The organism is Collinsella sp. AF39-11AT, from assembly GCF_003474585.1.
In the GTDB taxonomy this organism is placed as follows: Bacteria; Actinomycetota; Coriobacteriia; order Coriobacteriales; family Coriobacteriaceae; genus Collinsella.
In genome coordinates this window covers 14,017-28,799 of sequence record NZ_QROG01000001.1, presented here as the reverse complement: position 1 = coordinate 28,799, position 14,783 = coordinate 14,017, and the positions used below count along the sequence as shown (strand labels likewise).

The 14,783-nt window shown below is 60.7% G+C and carries 22 protein-coding genes; 21 read left to right on the top strand and 1 reads right to left on the bottom strand.

All coding sequences use genetic code 11. The features are described from left to right. The first annotated feature begins 30 nt into the window (after positions 1-30). From ygeW to hydA, 3 genes are all read left to right on the top strand, one after another. Complete coding sequence (gene ygeW / locus DW037_RS00165) at positions 31-1,233, top strand: knotted carbamoyltransferase YgeW (protein ID WP_055252229.1); 1,203 nt, start codon at positions 31-33, stop codon at positions 1,231-1,233. A 150-nt stretch (positions 1,234-1,383) separates the two neighbouring features. Further along, a complete protein-coding gene (locus DW037_RS00160) occupies positions 1,384-1,998 on the top strand; it encodes a nucleotidyltransferase family protein (protein WP_158551618.1) in 615 nt (204 codons plus the stop codon). A 9-nt stretch (positions 1,999-2,007) separates the two neighbouring features. Beyond that, the gene (gene hydA, locus DW037_RS00155) at positions 2,008-3,375 is read left to right on the top strand and encodes a dihydropyrimidinase (protein ID WP_117583044.1); all 1,368 of its coding nucleotides are present in this window, start codon (positions 2,008-2,010) and stop codon (positions 3,373-3,375) included. Positions 3,376-3,454: 79 nt separating this feature from the next. Here the strand turns inward: hydA and yqeC are convergent, their stop codons facing one another. After that, positions 3,455-4,192: a selenium cofactor biosynthesis protein YqeC gene (gene yqeC, locus DW037_RS00150; RefSeq protein ID WP_118372615.1), complete on the bottom strand. Its 738-nt coding sequence runs from the start codon at positions 4,190-4,192 to the stop codon at positions 3,455-3,457. Between the two features lie 102 nt (positions 4,193-4,294). On the opposite strand from yqeC, the gene yqeB reads away from it, so the two are divergent. The 18 genes from yqeB (at position 4,295) to rpsD (ending at position 14,764) form a co-directional block, all read left to right on the top strand. Then, positions 4,295-5,089, top strand: coding sequence for a selenium-dependent molybdenum cofactor biosynthesis protein YqeB (yqeB, locus tag DW037_RS00145; RefSeq protein WP_117583042.1), 795 nt, complete (start codon positions 4,295-4,297; stop codon positions 5,087-5,089). Positions 5,090-5,098: 9 nt separating this feature from the next. Further along, complete coding sequence (locus tag DW037_RS00140) at positions 5,099-6,142, top strand: XdhC family protein (RefSeq protein ID WP_118372614.1); 1,044 nt, start codon at positions 5,099-5,101, stop codon at positions 6,140-6,142. A 325-nt stretch (positions 6,143-6,467) separates the two neighbouring features. Further along, positions 6,468-7,025 carry a 50S ribosomal protein L5 gene (gene rplE, locus DW037_RS00135; protein ID WP_006235260.1) on the top strand — a complete coding sequence of 186 codons (558 nt, stop codon included), beginning with the start codon at positions 6,468-6,470 and terminating at the stop codon, positions 7,023-7,025. 79 nt (positions 7,026-7,104) lie between these two features. Beyond that, a complete protein-coding gene (locus DW037_RS00130; protein ID WP_022094280.1) occupies positions 7,105-7,290 on the top strand; it encodes a type Z 30S ribosomal protein S14 in 186 nt (61 codons plus the stop codon). 119 nt (positions 7,291-7,409) lie between these two features. Next, the gene (gene rpsH, locus DW037_RS00125) at positions 7,410-7,808 is read left to right on the top strand and encodes a 30S ribosomal protein S8 (protein WP_006235262.1); all 399 of its coding nucleotides are present in this window, start codon (positions 7,410-7,412) and stop codon (positions 7,806-7,808) included. A 33-nt stretch (positions 7,809-7,841) separates the two neighbouring features. Next, on the top strand, positions 7,842-8,378 hold the full coding sequence (gene rplF, locus DW037_RS00120) for a 50S ribosomal protein L6 (protein WP_006235263.1): 537 nt from the start codon (positions 7,842-7,844) through the stop codon (positions 8,376-8,378). 75 nt (positions 8,379-8,453) lie between these two features. Further along, positions 8,454-8,822, top strand: coding sequence for a 50S ribosomal protein L18 (gene rplR / locus DW037_RS00115; protein ID WP_006235264.1), 369 nt, complete (start codon positions 8,454-8,456; stop codon positions 8,820-8,822). A gap of 14 nt (positions 8,823-8,836) precedes the next feature. Continuing rightward, entirely contained in the window at positions 8,837-9,361 is a 525-nt protein-coding gene (gene rpsE / locus DW037_RS00110) for a 30S ribosomal protein S5 (RefSeq protein WP_055252236.1), read from the top strand. A 2-nt stretch (positions 9,362-9,363) separates the two neighbouring features. Continuing rightward, positions 9,364-9,546: a 50S ribosomal protein L30 gene (gene rpmD, locus DW037_RS00105; RefSeq protein ID WP_006235266.1), complete on the top strand. Its 183-nt coding sequence runs from the start codon at positions 9,364-9,366 to the stop codon at positions 9,544-9,546. 3 nt (positions 9,547-9,549) lie between these two features. Then, positions 9,550-9,999: a 50S ribosomal protein L15 gene (gene rplO / locus DW037_RS00100; protein WP_006235267.1), complete on the top strand. Its 450-nt coding sequence runs from the start codon at positions 9,550-9,552 to the stop codon at positions 9,997-9,999. After that, positions 9,993-11,279, top strand: coding sequence for a preprotein translocase subunit SecY (gene secY, locus DW037_RS00095; RefSeq protein ID WP_035137447.1), 1,287 nt, complete (start codon positions 9,993-9,995; stop codon positions 11,277-11,279). The genes rplO and secY overlap by 7 nt, the downstream gene beginning before the upstream one ends. Positions 11,280-11,297: 18 nt before the next feature. Beyond that, entirely contained in the window at positions 11,298-11,924 is a 627-nt protein-coding gene (locus DW037_RS00090) for an adenylate kinase (RefSeq protein WP_055252238.1), read from the top strand. Beyond that, positions 11,921-12,709 carry a type I methionyl aminopeptidase gene (gene map / locus DW037_RS00085; RefSeq protein ID WP_006235270.1) on the top strand — a complete coding sequence of 263 codons (789 nt, stop codon included), beginning with the start codon at positions 11,921-11,923 and terminating at the stop codon, positions 12,707-12,709. Before DW037_RS00090 ends, map begins: the two co-directional genes overlap by 4 nt. A gap of 148 nt (positions 12,710-12,857) precedes the next feature. Then, positions 12,858-13,076 (top strand): translation initiation factor IF-1, encoded by a 219-nt coding sequence (gene infA / locus DW037_RS00080; RefSeq protein ID WP_035137443.1) that lies wholly within the window; start codon positions 12,858-12,860, stop codon positions 13,074-13,076. A gap of 150 nt (positions 13,077-13,226) precedes the next feature. Beyond that, the gene (gene rpmJ / locus DW037_RS00075) at positions 13,227-13,340 is read left to right on the top strand and encodes a 50S ribosomal protein L36 (protein ID WP_006363204.1); all 114 of its coding nucleotides are present in this window, start codon (positions 13,227-13,229) and stop codon (positions 13,338-13,340) included. Positions 13,341-13,354: 14 nt separating this feature from the next. Continuing rightward, positions 13,355-13,729 carry a 30S ribosomal protein S13 gene (gene rpsM / locus DW037_RS00070; RefSeq protein WP_022094275.1) on the top strand — a complete coding sequence of 125 codons (375 nt, stop codon included), beginning with the start codon at positions 13,355-13,357 and terminating at the stop codon, positions 13,727-13,729. A gap of 14 nt (positions 13,730-13,743) precedes the next feature. Next, positions 13,744-14,148, top strand: a complete 405-nt coding sequence (gene rpsK, locus DW037_RS00065; protein ID WP_006235274.1) for a 30S ribosomal protein S11 — start codon at positions 13,744-13,746, stop codon at positions 14,146-14,148. Positions 14,149-14,167: 19 nt separating this feature from the next. Then, complete coding sequence (gene rpsD / locus DW037_RS00060; RefSeq protein WP_006235275.1) at positions 14,168-14,764, top strand: 30S ribosomal protein S4; 597 nt, start codon at positions 14,168-14,170, stop codon at positions 14,762-14,764. The last annotated feature ends 19 nt before the right edge of the window (positions 14,765-14,783 follow it).

Sequence of the window (14,783 nt, the reverse complement as noted above, 5' to 3'; positions counted from 1 at the left end):
GATCGTTTCATCTATGGAAAGGATATTTACATGGACGCCAAGTTTACCGAGCTCGTCGAGCAGCTGAACGGCCTCGATTTTAAGGGCATGTACGGCAGCGACTTCCTGCACACCTGGGATAAGACCACCGATGAGCTCAAGGCTCTCTACATCGTTGCCGACGCCCTGCGCGAGCTGCGTGAGAACAACGTTTCGTCCAAGATCTTCGACTCGGGCCTGGCCGTCTCCCTGTTCCGCGACAACTCCACCCGTACGCGCTTCTCCTTCTCTAAGGCCGCCAACCTGCTCGGCCTCGAGCTGCAGGACCTGGACGAGAAGAAGTCCCAGATCGCTCACGGCGAGACCGTCCGCGAGACCGCTACCATGATCTCCTTCATGGCCGACGTCATCGGCATCCGCGACGACATGTACATCGGCAAGGGCGACGCCTACATGGCCGAGGTCTCCGAGTCTGTCCAGCAGGCCTACGAGGACGGCGTTCTGGATCACCGTCCCACGCTCATCTCCCTGCAGTCCGACTCCGATCACCCCACGCAGTCCTCTGCCGACATGCTCTACCTCATCAACGAGTTTGGCGGTCTTGAGAACCTCAAGGGCAAGAAGGTTGCCGTCACCTGGGCCTATTCGCCCTCTTACGGCAAGCCGCTGTCCTGCCCGCAGTCGCTGATCAGCCTGCTGCCCCGCTTTGGCATGGACGTCACCCTGGCCCACCCCGAGGGCTACGACCTCATGCCCGAGGTCGTCGAGCGCGCCAAGGGCTATGCCGCCGAGTCCGGCACCACCTTTAAGCAGGTCAACACCATGGCCGAGGCCTTCGAGGGCGCCGACATCGTGATCCCCAAGAGCTGGGCTCCGTTTGCCGCCATGGAGAAGCGTACCAACCTGTACGCCGAGGGCGACGACGCCGGCATCGCAGCGCTCGAGAAGGAGCTGCTCGCTCAGAACGCCACCCATCAGGACTGGTGCTCCACGACCGAGCTCATGGAGAAGACCGCCAACGGCCAGGACACCATCTTTATGCACCCGCTGCCCGCCGACATCTCCGGTGTCTCCTGCGAGCACGGCGAGGTCAACGCCGACGTCTTTGACATGCACCGCGTGGGCATGTACAAGGAGGCCAGCTACAAGCCGTACGCCATCGCAGCCATGATGTTCCTGCAGAAGGTTGCCGATCCCGCCGCTACCCTCAAGGCCCTCGACGAGCGCAACACCGCCCGTTGGTTCCAGGCCTAAAGCCGCGCTGGGGTAAGCCATGTAAAGGGGGCGCTCTGCCAACCGGCGGGGTGCCCCTTTTTGCATCGTGGGCGTGCGGGATAAGCGCTTTCGATGTAGATGCCCCGCGACGCGAGTTATGGGTACGATGGCTTCAGGGGAGGTATCGCCATGAAACTTGGTTGCGTCATTATGGCTTCGGGCGAGGGCAAGCGGTTTGGCTCTAACAAGATGCTTGCCGATATCTATGGCAAGCCGCTGATTGCCCGGACCATTGATTCGGTTCCCCGGGGCTTTGACGTCGTGGTTTCGACGCGTTGGCCCGAGGTCGCCCAGATTTGCGAGGACAAGCATTGCCCGTGTGTGCTGCACGATGGCAAACTGCGCAGCGAAAGCGTCCGTGCGGGCCTTTCGTGGGGAGTCGAACGCAACTGGAAAGGCTGCCTCTTTTTGCCGGGCGACCAGCCGCTTGTGAGTTCGGATTCTTTTGAGGGTATGGTTCGTGCGTTTGACGAGCGTGACCGCAATCATCCGGTGCGTCTTGCGTGCAACGGCGAGCCTTCGAGCCCGGTGCTCTTTCCGGCGGAATTGTTCGATGCACTTATGTGTCTTGAGGGTAAGGACGGCGGCGGTTCGATCCTCAAGGACCGTACCGACGTGGTGCTGGTCGAGGCGCGTGCCTACGAGCTGTGGGACGTCGATACCGTCAAGGGACAGCGACGCATAACGGAGCATATCGCCGCCTGCTCGTATTTTGATCGCGTGGCCAACTGCATCAATCAATAAGGAGCAATTATGATCATCATCAAAAACGGCGCACTCGTGACGCCCCAGGGGCTTCGCCGCGCCGATCTTGCCATGGATGGCGATAAGATCGTGCGGATTGCCGCGGCGATTGAGCCGGCCGAGGGCGATACCGTCGAGGATGCTGCGGGCTGCTGGGTGTTCCCGGGCTTTATCGATGGGCACACGCACATGCAGTGCTGGACCGGCATGGATTGGACAGCCGATAGCTTTGAGACCGGCACGCGCGCGGCTGCCTGCGGCGGCACGACGACCATTGTGGACTACGCGACGGCCGATCGCGGCGTGACCATGCCCGATGCCTTGGTCGAGTGGCGTCATCGCGCCGACGGCACCTGCACCGCCAACTATGCCTTCCATATGGCGCTTGCCGAGTGGAATGAGCGCAACCGCGCCGATCTTTCGGCCATGCGCGAGGCGGGCGTGTCGTCGTTTAAGACCTACTTTGCCTACGACCATCTGCGCCTGGACGATGCCGAGACGCTCGAGGTGCTGGAGGAGCTCAAGCGCGTGGGCGGTATCCTGTGCGTGCATTGCGAGAACGGCACGTTGGTCAACGCGCTGCAGAAGCGCGTGTTTGAGCAGGGTATCCACGGGCCCGAGGGCCATGCGCTCAGCCGTCCGGACGTGTGTGAGGCCGAGGCCGTGAGCCGCCTGCTGTATCTGGCGCACTTGGCCGGGGACGCTCCGGTCAACGTGGTGCACCTTTCGACCAAGCTGGGGCTCGAGGCCATTCGCGCTGCCAAAGCGCGCGGGCAGAAGAACATCTATGTCGAGACATGCCCTCAGTATCTGATGCTCGACGACACCTGCTATCTGGAGCAGGGCGAGGACGGCTTTGCGGGCGCCAAGTACGTGATGAGCCCGCCGCTGCGCCATGCCGGTGACCGTGCCGCGCTGCGCGAGGCGCTTGTGGCTGGCGAGATCGATACTATTGCGACCGATCATTGCAGCTTTAACCTGCACGGGCAAAAGGACCGAGGACGCGATGATTTCCGCGCGATTCCCAACGGCGGGCCCGGCGTGGAGCATCGTCCCGTCGCGATTGCCACGAGCTTTGAGGGACAGCTGGGCCCCGAGGACCTCTGCCGCCTGATGAGCGAGAACCCGGCGCGCGTGTTTGGCATGTACCCGCGCAAGGGCTGTCTTGCCGAGGGCTCCGATGCCGACGTGTGCGTGTGGGATCCCAAGGCGCGCTGGACGATCAGTGCCGCGATGCAGCATCAGGCTGTGGACTACACGCCGCTCGAGGGTTTTGAGGCACATGGCCGCGCCAAGGCCGTGTTTGTGAACGGCGTGCTGGCCGCGCGCGACGGCGAGCCCACCGGAGCCCAACCCGGCCGCTACGTGCCCCGCTAACGGGAAGACCGCCGGGGTAGCTAATTTGGGAGATGATTTTTTGGGACGGGGTAGCAAAAAGAGCCCCGTCCCAAATTTGCTACCCCTGGAGGCTGGTGGCGATGAGGGGGCGGTTGAGGGTTGCCTCGAAGCGATCTGCCATTGTTGGGTCGGCAAGCGTGTCGGCTTGGTTGAGCATGATACGGGCATTGTTGAGGTTCAGCATCTGCAGCTCGGCATTGAGCACCTGGGCGACGCGCTCTGGGGTGGCAGCGTCGGTGGGCTCGCAGCCGCAGCGCTCGCAGAAGAGCTCGGGGCGGTGGACGGCTTCGTTGATGGGCTTGCCGAGCCCCGAGGCGCCGACGACCCAGACAACGTTTGCCGTGGCGGCGGGAATTACCGGCTCCCAGGCGGCGTGCGCCTTGAGCGGGAGCCGCTTGCTGCCGTCCGCCTCGGCCAGGACGTAGTCAAAGCGCTGCGCCAGCTGGTCGAGCGGCGCGGCGGGGGAGGAGAGCTTGCCCGTCTGGGGGTCCAAGACACCTGCTTGGCAGATCCTTCCCCGCACAAGCCCCGCGCAGGCCTCGCAGGTGCAGCCTGGGGCGTGTAGGGCACCTGGCTTCCAGGGCGCGGCGTCCAGACGACGGCTCGATCCGTCCCACGGCACGCCGGCGACGGGAAACATATGCGTGGTGGTGCAGAGGAGCACGCGGCCGCCAGCGCGCATAAGCTCAAGGCTCAGCGTCTTGAGCAAGGTCGACTTGCCGCCGCTGCCGATAATCGCGGTAATGCCCGGCTCGATCCTGAGCGCCGAGGCAAGATTACCGTTAACCGTTTCCATATGTTCACCGCCGTATAATACTGTGATAATAAATAATCATCAGAGCAGCGGTCGAACCGCTTTTGCTCTGCTCAAACCGTAGCACAGGGAGGTGCCCCGGGAATGCTCGTTTATGTTCGCGGCGCCGGCGATATCGCCACGGGCGTCGCTGCCCGTTTGGTGCGCTCCGGCGTGTCGGTCGTTATGGCCGATATCGCGGTTCCCACGTGCATCCGCCGCACAATTAGTTTTTGCGAGGCCATTCGCCTGGGCGAGGTCGAGGTCGAAGGCATTCGCGCTCGCTTGGCGCAGACGCCGGCTGAGGCGCTTGAGATTACCGAGGCCGGAGACGTCGCCGTTGTGGTGGACCCTCAGGCCAAGATGCTCGGCGAGCTGAAACCCGCGGCTGTGGTCGACGCGATTTTGGCCAAGCGCAACTTGGGCACCACGCGCGACATGGCGCCTGCCGTCATTGCCGTGGGGCCGGGCTTTACCGCGCCGGTCGATTGCGACGCCGTGGTCGAGACCATGCGCGGGCATTTTCTCGGCCGTGTCATTACCCAAGGTTCGCCCCAGCCCAACACGGGCGTGCCGGGTGTCATCGCCGGCTATGGCAAGGAACGTGTTATCCACAGCCCCGCTGCCGGTGTGTTTAGGTCCGACCATGCGATCGGCGATATCGTGAGCGCCGGGGACGTGATTGGCTACGCGGGCGATACGCCCATGTGCACGCAGATCGATGGCTGCTTGCGCGGCCTTTTGGCCGACGGCGTTCAGGTGACCGAGGGCTTTAAATGTGCCGACGTCGACCCGCGCGGCGATGCCAGCTATATCAACTATATTTCGGACAAGGCGACGTCGGTCGGCGGCGGCGTGCTCGAGGCGCTCGCCATGCTCACCGGTGTATTCCAGGGATAGGAAATTGCAATGGAAAAGCTCGATGTGGTGAATGCTGCGCTTGGCGCTCTGAAGGCCGGTAAGACGTGCGAGCTGGTGGTAGTTGCCGGCACGGCAGGGTCATCGCCGCGCGGCGTGGGCGCCTGGATGGCCGTCTTTGCCGATGGCAGCCAAGCAGGTACCATCGGCGGCGGCAAGATCGAGCTCTTTGCGCTGAACGAGGCGCGCGAGCTGCTGGCCGCAGGGCAATCGCGTCTGGTCCGCTACACCATGGGCGGCGAGAACTCCGATACCGGCATGATCTGCGGCGGAGCCATCTGCCTGTGCTATCTGCACCTGGATGTATCGCAGGTGCTGTTGTTCCAGTCGGTTGCCGACGTCTTGGCGTATCGACGCATCGGCGACTTCGTCATCGACTTTGAACCGTTTATCGCAAACGCGCTCGAGGGCGATGTGGCCGAGTACCATGGCGGGGCATCGCGCCATACCATTGCGGGCTGCCCCGAGCTTTCGCTGGTGGAGGAGGGGAGTAAGGTCACCTACACCAACGCCGCCTCCGAGATTCCCCCGGCGCACATCGAGACGCTCTGCCCCGAGGGCCTGACCTACATCTTTGGCTGCGGACACGTGGGCGCTGCGACGGCGCGCGTACTCACGGCGGCGGGCTTTGCCGTTGTGGCGTGCGATGACCGCCCCGGCACGCTGACGCCCGAATGGGTGCCCGGTGTCTACGATCGTCGCCTGGTCGATTACAAGAACCTGAGCAAGCAGTGCCCCATCGGCCCGCGCGACTTGGTGGTCGTGGCCACAGCAGGCCACAAGTCCGATATCGACGTGGTGATTCAGGCCATGCGCGCTAAACCCGCCTATCTGGGCTGCTTGGGCTCGCGCCGCAAGACGGCCTTTGTGCGCGCCCGTTTGGAGCAGGAGGGCTTTACGCAGGACCAGATCGACGAGCTGCACCTGCCGATCGGCGTTGCCATCCAGGCCGAGGATCCCGAGGAGATTGCCATCTCCATCGCCGCCGAGATGATCCACCTGCGCCGCACCAAACTCGTCCCCCGCAAGCGCTAGTCGCATCCCCATCAATAAGTTGCGGTGAAATGCGGGCTGTTTAAGCCAGTTAAGCCGTCAAACAGTCCCTATTTCACCGCAACTGTCATTTTCCTCCGTCGCATGCGGATCGGTTTGTGCGGGGGAGTTGTGGAGTTGTGCAGGCAGACGAGGTTTTTCTGGAAAAACGCTCCCGATGCGCGTATAGTACCGATTGTTTTGTCGGCTCCTGCTGTGTCGAGTCCAAACCGCGTAATGCCATGAGCGGCGCGGATGCAGCCAGGAGGCACGAGGACAACCCATCGTGGCCACGCCCCGTGCTTAAAACCCCAAGAAGGAGTGAACAATGGCAGAAGAGAAGTATGTGCCGCGTCTGAAGACCAAGTACAACAACGAGGTCAAGCAGCAGCTTCAGGACAAGTTCCAGTACGAGAACGTCATGATGATCCCCAAGTTTGAGAAGATCGTCGTGAACATGGGTGTCGGCGAGGCCGCTACCGATTCCAAGGCCATCGACGGTGCCGTGCGCGACCTGCGCGCCATCACCGGCCAGCAGCCGATGATCACCCGTGCCCGCAAGTCCATCGCTACCTTCCGCCTGCGCGCTGGTATGCCGATCGGCTGCAAGGTTACCCTGCGTGGCGACCGTATGTGGGAGTTCTTCGATCGTCTGACCTCTGTCGCAATCCCCCGTATCCGCGACTTCCGCGGCATCTCCGCCAAGAGCTTCGACGGCCGTGGTAACTTCTCCATGGGCGTCACCGAGCAGCTCATCTTCCCCGAAATCGACTTCGACTCCGTCGATCACCAGCGTGGTATGGACATCACTTTCGTGACCACCGCCAACACCGATGAGGAGGCCAAGGCCCTTCTGGACGCCTTCGGTTTCCCGTTCAAGAAATAGGTTCACCTGCCCTATGAGCGCCGTTCCCAGAAGGGGGCGGCGCTTGGGGCGAACAATACTCTATGTGAGGAGGATATAAGTGGCTAAGACATCGATGATCGTCAAGTGCAATCGCAAGCAGAAGTTCTCTACTCGTGAGTACACGCGCTGCCAGCGCTGCGGCCGTCCGCACTCTGTGTACCGCAAGTTCGGCCTGTGCCGTGTCTGCTTCCGCGAGCTTGCACTCAAGGGCGAGCTTCCCGGCGTTAAGAAGGCCAGCTGGTAAGTCACTACCAGCGTTTCAAGCATCAGTTTGGAACAGGGAAAACGCGCTAAAAAGGCTTTGCCGTTAAGGGCGGCGAAGAACCAAGAGCACGTGTTCATCAAGAACGAAGGAGAATCTGTATGAACCTTACAGACCCGATCGCAGATATGCTTACGCGCATCCGTAACGCTAACTCTGTGAACAAGGCCACGGTCTCCATGCCGAGCAGCAAGAAGCTCGTCGAGATCGCTCGTGTTCTGCACGAGGAGGGCTACATCGAGGGCTACGATGTCGAGGACACCGTTCCCCAGAAGACTCTGCACATCACGCTTAAGTATGGTCCCAAGAAGGCTAAGGTCATCAACGGCATCCGCCGCATTTCCAAGCCGGGCCTGCGTAAGTACACCGGCGTTGCCGACATGCCCCGCGTCCGCGGTGGCCTTGGTACCGCCATTATTTCCACCAGCCATGGCGTCATGACCGACCGCGATGCTCGCAAGCACAACGTCGGCGGCGAGATCATCGCTTACGTCTGGTAATTCGCTCGGTAGGTAGAAGGAAAGGAGATCACCGTGTCTCGTATCGGTAATAAGCCTGTCCAGATTCCCGCCGGAGTCGAAGTGGCAGTCAACGGCAACAACGTTGTCGTCAAGGGCCCCAAGGGCCAGCTCGAGCTCGATGTCTTTGAGAAGCTCGCTATCAACGTCGAGGACAACGTCCTCACCGTTTCCCGTCCCGACGACGAGCGTGAGACCCGTGCCCGCCACGGCCTCACCCGCGCCCTCATCCACAACATGGTTGTTGGCGTTTCCGAGGGCTTCGAGAAGAAGCTCGAGCTCGCCGGCGTCGGTTACCGCGTGCAGCAGAAGGGTAAGAACCTCGAGTTCTCCCTGGGCTTCTCGCACCCCGTGATCGTCGAGGCTCCCGAGGGCATCACCTTCGAGGTTCCCGACAACACCCACGTGAACGTCAAGGGTATCAACAAGCAGCAGGTCGGTCAGATCGCCGCTGAGATCCGCGGCCATCGTCCTCCCGAGCCTTACAAGGGCAAGGGTATCCACTACGTTGGCGAGCACATCCGCCGCAAGCTGGGTAAGGCCGCCAAGTAGTCGTAACCGACTCACTCGCATAAGACCAGCACCCCGTCAGGTGCTGGCAAGATCAACCTTTTTAGGAGTTTACGTATGAACAAGCATAAGGCGAAGCTGGAAGGCCTCAAGCGTCGTCAGCGTCGTGTTCGCGGCAAGGTCTCGGGTACCTCCGAGCGTCCGCGTCTTCGCGTGACCCGTACTAACGCCAACATCTATGCCCAGATCATCGACGACAGCAAGGGCTCCAGCCTGACGCTCGTCTCTGCCTCGACCCTCGAGGCCGAGTTCAAGGGCACCCACACCTCGAACAAGGAGGCTGCGGAGAAGGTCGGTCAGCTCGTTGGCAAGCGTGCCATCGAGGCCGGCATCACCAAGGTCGCCTTCGATCGCGGTGGCCGTATCTACCATGGCCGCGTCAAGGCCCTCGCCGACGGTGCTCGTGCCGCCGGTCTCGAGTTCTAGGAGGTATGTAGCACATGGCTCGTAATCAGAAGCAGCAGCGCGAGGCCTCCGAGTTCGAGGAGCGCGTCGTTTACATCAACCGCGTGTCGAAGACCGTCAAGGGTGGTCGTCGCATGAGCCTCGTCGCTCTCGTCGTCGTTGGCGACGGCAAGGGCAACGTCGGCGTTGGTATGGGCAAGTCCGCTGAGGTGCCCCTGGCCATCTCCAAGGCGTCTCTCGATGCCAAGAAGAACATGTTCCACGTGCCGGTGACCGAGCAGGGCACCATCCCGCACGAGGTTCTCGGCCACTTTGGTGCCGGCCGCATCATCATCAAGCCCGCTGTCGAGGGTACCGGCGTTATCGCCGGCGGCGCTGTGCGTCCCCTCTTCGAGCTTGCTGGCATCAAGAACGTCCTGTCCAAGTCCCTCGGTACCGACAACGGCCTCAACATCATCAAGGCTGCCGTCGAGGGCCTCAAGGAGCTCTCCAGCCCTGAGGACGTCGCGGCTCGCCGTGGCCTGACGGTCTCCGAGATGTTCGTCGGTAAGGAGAACTAAGCATGGCTGACACCATCAAGATCAAGCAGGTCCGCAGCACCAACGGTTGCAAGCAGGACCAGGTCCGTACTGTCCGTGCCCTCGGTCTCCACAGGATCCGCGAGGTTCGCGAGATTGCTGACAACGAGTCCGTCCGCGGCATGATCTTCAAGGTCAAGCACCTTGTCGAGATTGTAGAGGAGTAGCAAATGCAGCTTCACGATCTTACTCCCGCGCCCGGTTCCACCAAGAACCGCAAGCGCGTCGGCCGTGGCAATTCTTCGGGTCACGGCACCACTTCTGGCCGCGGCCAGAAGGGCCAGGGTTCCCGCTCTGGTGGCACCAAGGGTGCCGGCTTCGAGGGTGGCCAGACTCCGCTGGCTATGCGCCTGCCCAAGCTTCCGGGCTTCCGCAACCCCCGTCGTATCGAGTACACCGCTGTTAACGTTGAGCGTCTCGAGCGTAAGTTCGAGGACGGCGCCGTAATCGACGGTGCCGCTCTTAAGGCCGCTCGCATCACCAAGAGCGAGTTCGAGCCCGTCAAGGTGCTCGGCAATGGTGAGCTCACCAAGAAGTTCACGGTCAAGGTCGACAAGGTCAGCGCTTCTGCGCAGGCCAAGATCGAGGCCGCTGGCGGAAAGGTCGAGCTGCCGTGCTAAATGGTCTTAAGAATGCTTTCCGCATCAAAGAATTGCGCGAAAAGATTCTTTTTACCATAGCTATGCTCGTCGTGTACCGCATTGGTGCGCACGTTCCTGTGCCCGGCATTCCCTTCCAGGGGATGCTGGGCCTTTTCTCGACCGATAACAATTCGGTCGCCGCAGGTGCTATGGCCCTCCTGAATCTTTTCTCTGGCGGCGCGTTGAGCTATGTGTCGGTGTTTTCGCTGGGCATCATGCCTTACATCACCAGCTCGATCATCCTCCAGATGCTCCAGGCCGTCGTGCCTTCCCTGCATGAGCTTGCCCGCGAGGGCGAGGTCGGTCAGACCAAGATTACGCAGTATTCGCGTTACCTCACCCTGGCTCTGGCAATCCTCAACTCCGTGGGTTACCTCTTCCTCTTTAAGAGCTTCGGCATCAGCTTCAATGGCGCCGGCGCTCCCGAGATCATCTTCGACCTCATGATCGTCGGTACGCTCACCGCAGGCGCTATGCTGATCATGTGGATTGGTGAGCTCATCACCCAGCGCGGTATCGGCAATGGCATGTCGCTGATCATCTTTGCGAACATCATGGCCGGCCTTCCGCAGGCTATCTTCTCCAGCACCGAGGGTAATGCCGGTGGCATCATCACCATGGTGATCATCTGCGCCATCATCCTGCTGGTTATCCCGCTGATTGTTTTCCTTGAGCGCGGCCAGCGCCGCATCCCGGTCTCCTATGCCAAGCGCGTCGTGGGCCGTCGCATGATGGGTGGCCAGACCACCTACCTGCCCATCAAGGTCAACACCGCGGGCGTCGTGCCGATCATCTTTGCCTCGGCGCTGCTGTACTTCCCGGCTCAGATTGCCGTGTTCTTCCCCGGCATCGGCTGGATTCAGGCAGTTGCCTCTGCGCTTTCGACCGGTTGGCTCAACTGGGTGCTTAACGTTGTCCTCATCGTGTTCTTCGCGTACTTCTACACCTCCATGGTGTTCAACCCCGATGACACGGCCGACAACCTTAAGAAGCAGGGTGGCTTTATTCCGGGCGTCCGTCCGGGTAGGGCTACCGCGGCCTACATCAAGAACGCGCTCAACAAGATCACGCTTCCCAGCGCTGTCTTTTTGGCGCTCATCGCCATCGTGCCTTCGATCATCTTCTCCTTCACGGGTAACCATCTGATCCAGGCATTTGGCGGCACGTCCATCCTCATCATGGTCGGCGTCGTGCTCGACACGGTCGATAAGCTCGAAGGCCAGATCAAGATGTATGATTACGATGGATTCTTTAAATAGGCTAGAGGAGGATTGCTCATGAACCTCGTATTGCTCGGAGCTCCGGGTGCCGGTAAGGGCACCGTCGCGCAGGAGCTCGTCGCCGAGTTTGGCGTCGCTCACATTTCCACGGGCGACCTGCTGCGTGCTGCCGTCAAGGGTGGCACCGAGCTTGGTATTCAGGCTAAGAAGTACATGGACGCTGGCGAGCTCGTTCCCGACCAGCTCGTGATCGACCTTGTCAAGGAGCGCCTTGCTGCCGATGACGCCCAGCAGGGCTTCATCCTCGACGGCTTCCCGCGCAACACCGCCCAGGCTGTGACGCTCGACTCCGAGCTCTCCGCCATGGGTCGCGAGATCGACTGCGCCCTTCTGGTCGACGTGGCCCCCGAGGTCATCATCGATCGTCTGTCTTCGCGTCGCACCTGCCGCGCCTGTGGTTACACCGGCACCGCTGCCGATGCTACCTGCCCCAAGTGCGCCGGCGAGATGTATCAGCGCGACGACGACAAGCCCGAGACCATCAAGAATCGTCTCGACGTCTACGAGAAGTCCACGAGCCCGCTCGTCGACTACTATCGTGGCCAGGGTCTGCTCAAGTCGGTCAACGGCGACCAGGCTCGCGAGACCGTGTACGGGGATGTCAAAGAGGCTCTCGGTCTATGATCAAGATTAAGTCTGCAACGCAAATCGAGCAGATGAAGAAGGCAGGAGCGCTATCTAAGATGGCGCTCCGCCACGTTGGAGCCATGGTGCGCCCCGGTGTTTCGACTTTTGAGCTCGATCAGCTTGCGGAGCAGATTATCCGCATGCATGGCGGCACCCCGGCCTTTAAGGGTTACGGCGGGTTCCCGGGGACCATTTGCGCATCGATCAATGATGCCGTGGTCCACGGTATTCCCAACCCCGACATGATCCTGCGCGATGGCGATATCATCTCCATCGATACGGGAGCCGTTGTCGACGGTTGGGTCGGCGATAACGCTTGGACGTTTTTCGTCGGCACCCCCACGCCCGAGGCTAAGGCCCTGTGCGAGGTCACGCGCGATTGTCTTAAGGCTGCCATCGAGCAGGCTGTTCCCGGTAACCATATCGGGGACGTCGGTTATGCCGTTCAGTCCCTCGCCGAGTCTCACGGTTACGGCGTGCTTCGTGACTATGTGGGCCATGGCATTGGCCGCGTGATGCACGAGGACCCCAACGTTCCTAACTATGGAAAGAAGGGGAGGGGCGTTCGCCTCCAGGCCGGCATGGTCATTGCCATCGAGCCGATGGTTACGATGGGTTCCAACCATGTGAGCACGGGCTCCGACGGTTGGATTGTTACGACCAACGACCACCTGCCCGCCGCGCACTACGAGAATACCGTCGCCATTACCAATGACGGTCCGGTGATTCTCACCACGGATGCCCAAGGTGCTTGGTGTTCCTTGCAGGGCGGTGAAATGTAGGGGCCGCGTTCAAACACGTCGGCATCTACATTTCTGAAAAGTAACAAGTTCCGCTTAGTTGTGGAGCCATTACGAAGATATTACGATACGTGCATGCGTATTGTAGAATACTCAATCGCTGTCGTTTTCTAGAGAAAGATGATTGCTTGTGAAGAAGGAAGACGCAATTGAGCTCGAGGGTACGGTAAAGGAGCCGCTGCCCAACGCCATGTTTAAGGTCGAGCTCGAGAACGGTCATTCGGTTCTGTGCAACATTTCTGGCAAGATTCGAATGAATTACATCCGTATTCTCCCCGGTGACAGGGTTGTCGTGGAGCTTTCCCCGTACGACCTGACCCGTGGCCGCATCACCTATCGCTACAAATAGCGGCACGCATACACGCACTCCACTTCCGGCTGCAGGCTTAGCTCAACCTACGGTCGGATTGTGTGTGAAGACCAGCCATAGTTTTAAACGCCTGCGGCTGGGCGAGTAGATAGTAGGGAAGTAGTTTGAGCGCTACCGAAAGGAAGAACGATGAAGGTACGTCCTTCGGTCAAGAAGATGTGCGATAAGTGCAAAATCATTAGGCGCCATGGCAAGGTCCTCGTCATTTGCGAGAACCCCCGTCATAAGCAGCGTCAGGGTTAAGAGAGGAGACTACGTTGGCCCGTATTAATGGTGTCGACCTCCCGCGTGAGAAGCGCGTTGAGATCGGTCTGACCTACATTTACGGCATCGGCCGCACCACTGCGACGAAGATCTGCGTCGAGTGCAACGTTAACGTGGATACGCGCGTTAAGGACCTCACCGAGGATGAGGTTAACGCCATCCGCGATTATATCGATAAGAACCAGATCATGGTTGAGGGCGACCTCCGCCGTGAGCGCAACCAGAACGTCAAGCGCCTTATGGACATCGGCTGCAACCGCGGCCTTCGTCACCGCAAGGGCCTCCCGGTCCGCGGCCAGCGCACCCACACTAACGCTCGTACCCGCAAGGGCCCGAAGCGTCAGATCGGTGCTAAGAAGAAGAAATAAGGAGCGCTAGATAGATGGCTACTGCTAAGAAGAACGTTCGCGCTGCCCGTCTGAAGCGCGCGGACCGTAAGAACATTTCCGTGGGCCAGGCTCACATTCGTTCTACGTTCAACAACACGATCGTTTCGATCACCGATCCCCAGGGCAACGTCATTTCCTGGAAGTCGGCTGGCCAGGTGGGCTTCAAGGGCTCCCGTAAGTCCACGCCGTTCGCTGCCCAGATGGCTGCCGAGGCTGCTGCCAAGCAGGCCATGGAGCACGGTATGAAGAAGGTTTCCGTCTTCGTCAAGGGCCCCGGCTCCGGTCGTGAGACCGCCATCCGCTCCCTCCAGGCTGCTGGCCTCGAGGTCTCGAGCATCCAGGACAAGACCCCCATTCCGCACAACGGCTGCCGCCCCAAGAAGCGTCGCCGCGTGTAACTGAAAGGATCGTATCAATATGGCAATCGACAGGACTCCTGTTCTTAAGCGCTGCCGTCAGCTCGGGATCGATCCCGCTGAGCTCGGTTACAGCAGCAAGAAGGAATCTATCCGTCAGCCCAAGCGCCGTCGCAAGGAATCTGAGTACGGCATGCAGCTGCGCGAGAAGCAGAAGGTCAAGTTCATCTATGGCGTTCTGGAGAAGCAGTTCCACGGCTACTTCAACAAGGCCCGCAAGATGAACGGCGTCACCGGTGAGAACCTCATGATCATCCTTGAGTCTCGCCTCGACAACGTCGTCTTCCGTCTTGGCTTCGCCCGCACCCGCAAAGAGGCTCGTCAGTCCGTCCGTCACGGTCACTTCACCGTGAACGGCAAGCGTGTGGACATCCCGTCCTACCGCGTCAAGGCCGGCGACGTCGTCGCTGTCGGCGAGAAGTTCCGTGACCTCCTCCCCATCAAGGAGGCCCTGATTTCCTCCGAGCGCTTTGAGGTCCCTGGCTGGCTCGAGGTCGATATCGAGAAGCTGTCTGGTAACGTGCTCGCTCTGCCGACGCGTGAGCAGATCAGCGGTGATATCAACGAGCAGCTCATCGTCGAGCTCTACTCTAAGTAGTCCATCCGGGCTGCTGAGG

Bases quoted from the DNA above. Each gene is read 5' to 3' on its own strand.
- ygeW (WP_055252229.1), top strand. From the start codon at position 31: ATGGACGCCAAGTTTACCGAGCTCGTCGAGCAGCTGAACGGCCTCGAT.
- DW037_RS00090 (WP_055252238.1), top strand. From the start codon at position 11,298: ATGAACCTCGTATTGCTCGGAGCTCCGGGTGCCGGTAAGGGCACCGTC.
- rplO (WP_006235267.1), top strand. From the start codon at position 9,550: ATGCAGCTTCACGATCTTACTCCCGCGCCCGGTTCCACCAAGAACCGC.
- map (WP_006235270.1), top strand. From the start codon at position 11,921: ATGATCAAGATTAAGTCTGCAACGCAAATCGAGCAGATGAAGAAGGCA.
- rpsD (WP_006235275.1), top strand. From the start codon at position 14,168: ATGGCAATCGACAGGACTCCTGTTCTTAAGCGCTGCCGTCAGCTCGGG.
- yqeC (WP_118372615.1), bottom strand. From the start codon at position 4,192: ATGGAAACGGTTAACGGTAATCTTGCCTCGGCGCTCAGGATCGAGCCG.
- rpsH (WP_006235262.1), top strand. From the start codon at position 7,410: ATGAACCTTACAGACCCGATCGCAGATATGCTTACGCGCATCCGTAAC.
- rplE (WP_006235260.1), top strand. From the start codon at position 6,468: ATGGCAGAAGAGAAGTATGTGCCGCGTCTGAAGACCAAGTACAACAAC.
- rplR (WP_006235264.1), top strand. From the start codon at position 8,454: ATGAACAAGCATAAGGCGAAGCTGGAAGGCCTCAAGCGTCGTCAGCGT.
- rpsE (WP_055252236.1), top strand. From the start codon at position 8,837: ATGGCTCGTAATCAGAAGCAGCAGCGCGAGGCCTCCGAGTTCGAGGAG.
- hydA (WP_117583044.1), top strand. From the start codon at position 2,008: ATGATCATCATCAAAAACGGCGCACTCGTGACGCCCCAGGGGCTTCGC.
- rpmJ (WP_006363204.1), top strand. From the start codon at position 13,227: ATGAAGGTACGTCCTTCGGTCAAGAAGATGTGCGATAAGTGCAAAATC.
- yqeB (WP_117583042.1), top strand. From the start codon at position 4,295: ATGCTCGTTTATGTTCGCGGCGCCGGCGATATCGCCACGGGCGTCGCT.
- rpmD (WP_006235266.1), top strand. From the start codon at position 9,364: ATGGCTGACACCATCAAGATCAAGCAGGTCCGCAGCACCAACGGTTGC.
- DW037_RS00160 (WP_158551618.1), top strand. From the start codon at position 1,384: ATGAAACTTGGTTGCGTCATTATGGCTTCGGGCGAGGGCAAGCGGTTT.
- rpsK (WP_006235274.1), top strand. From the start codon at position 13,744: ATGGCTACTGCTAAGAAGAACGTTCGCGCTGCCCGTCTGAAGCGCGCG.
- DW037_RS00140 (WP_118372614.1), top strand. From the start codon at position 5,099: ATGGAAAAGCTCGATGTGGTGAATGCTGCGCTTGGCGCTCTGAAGGCC.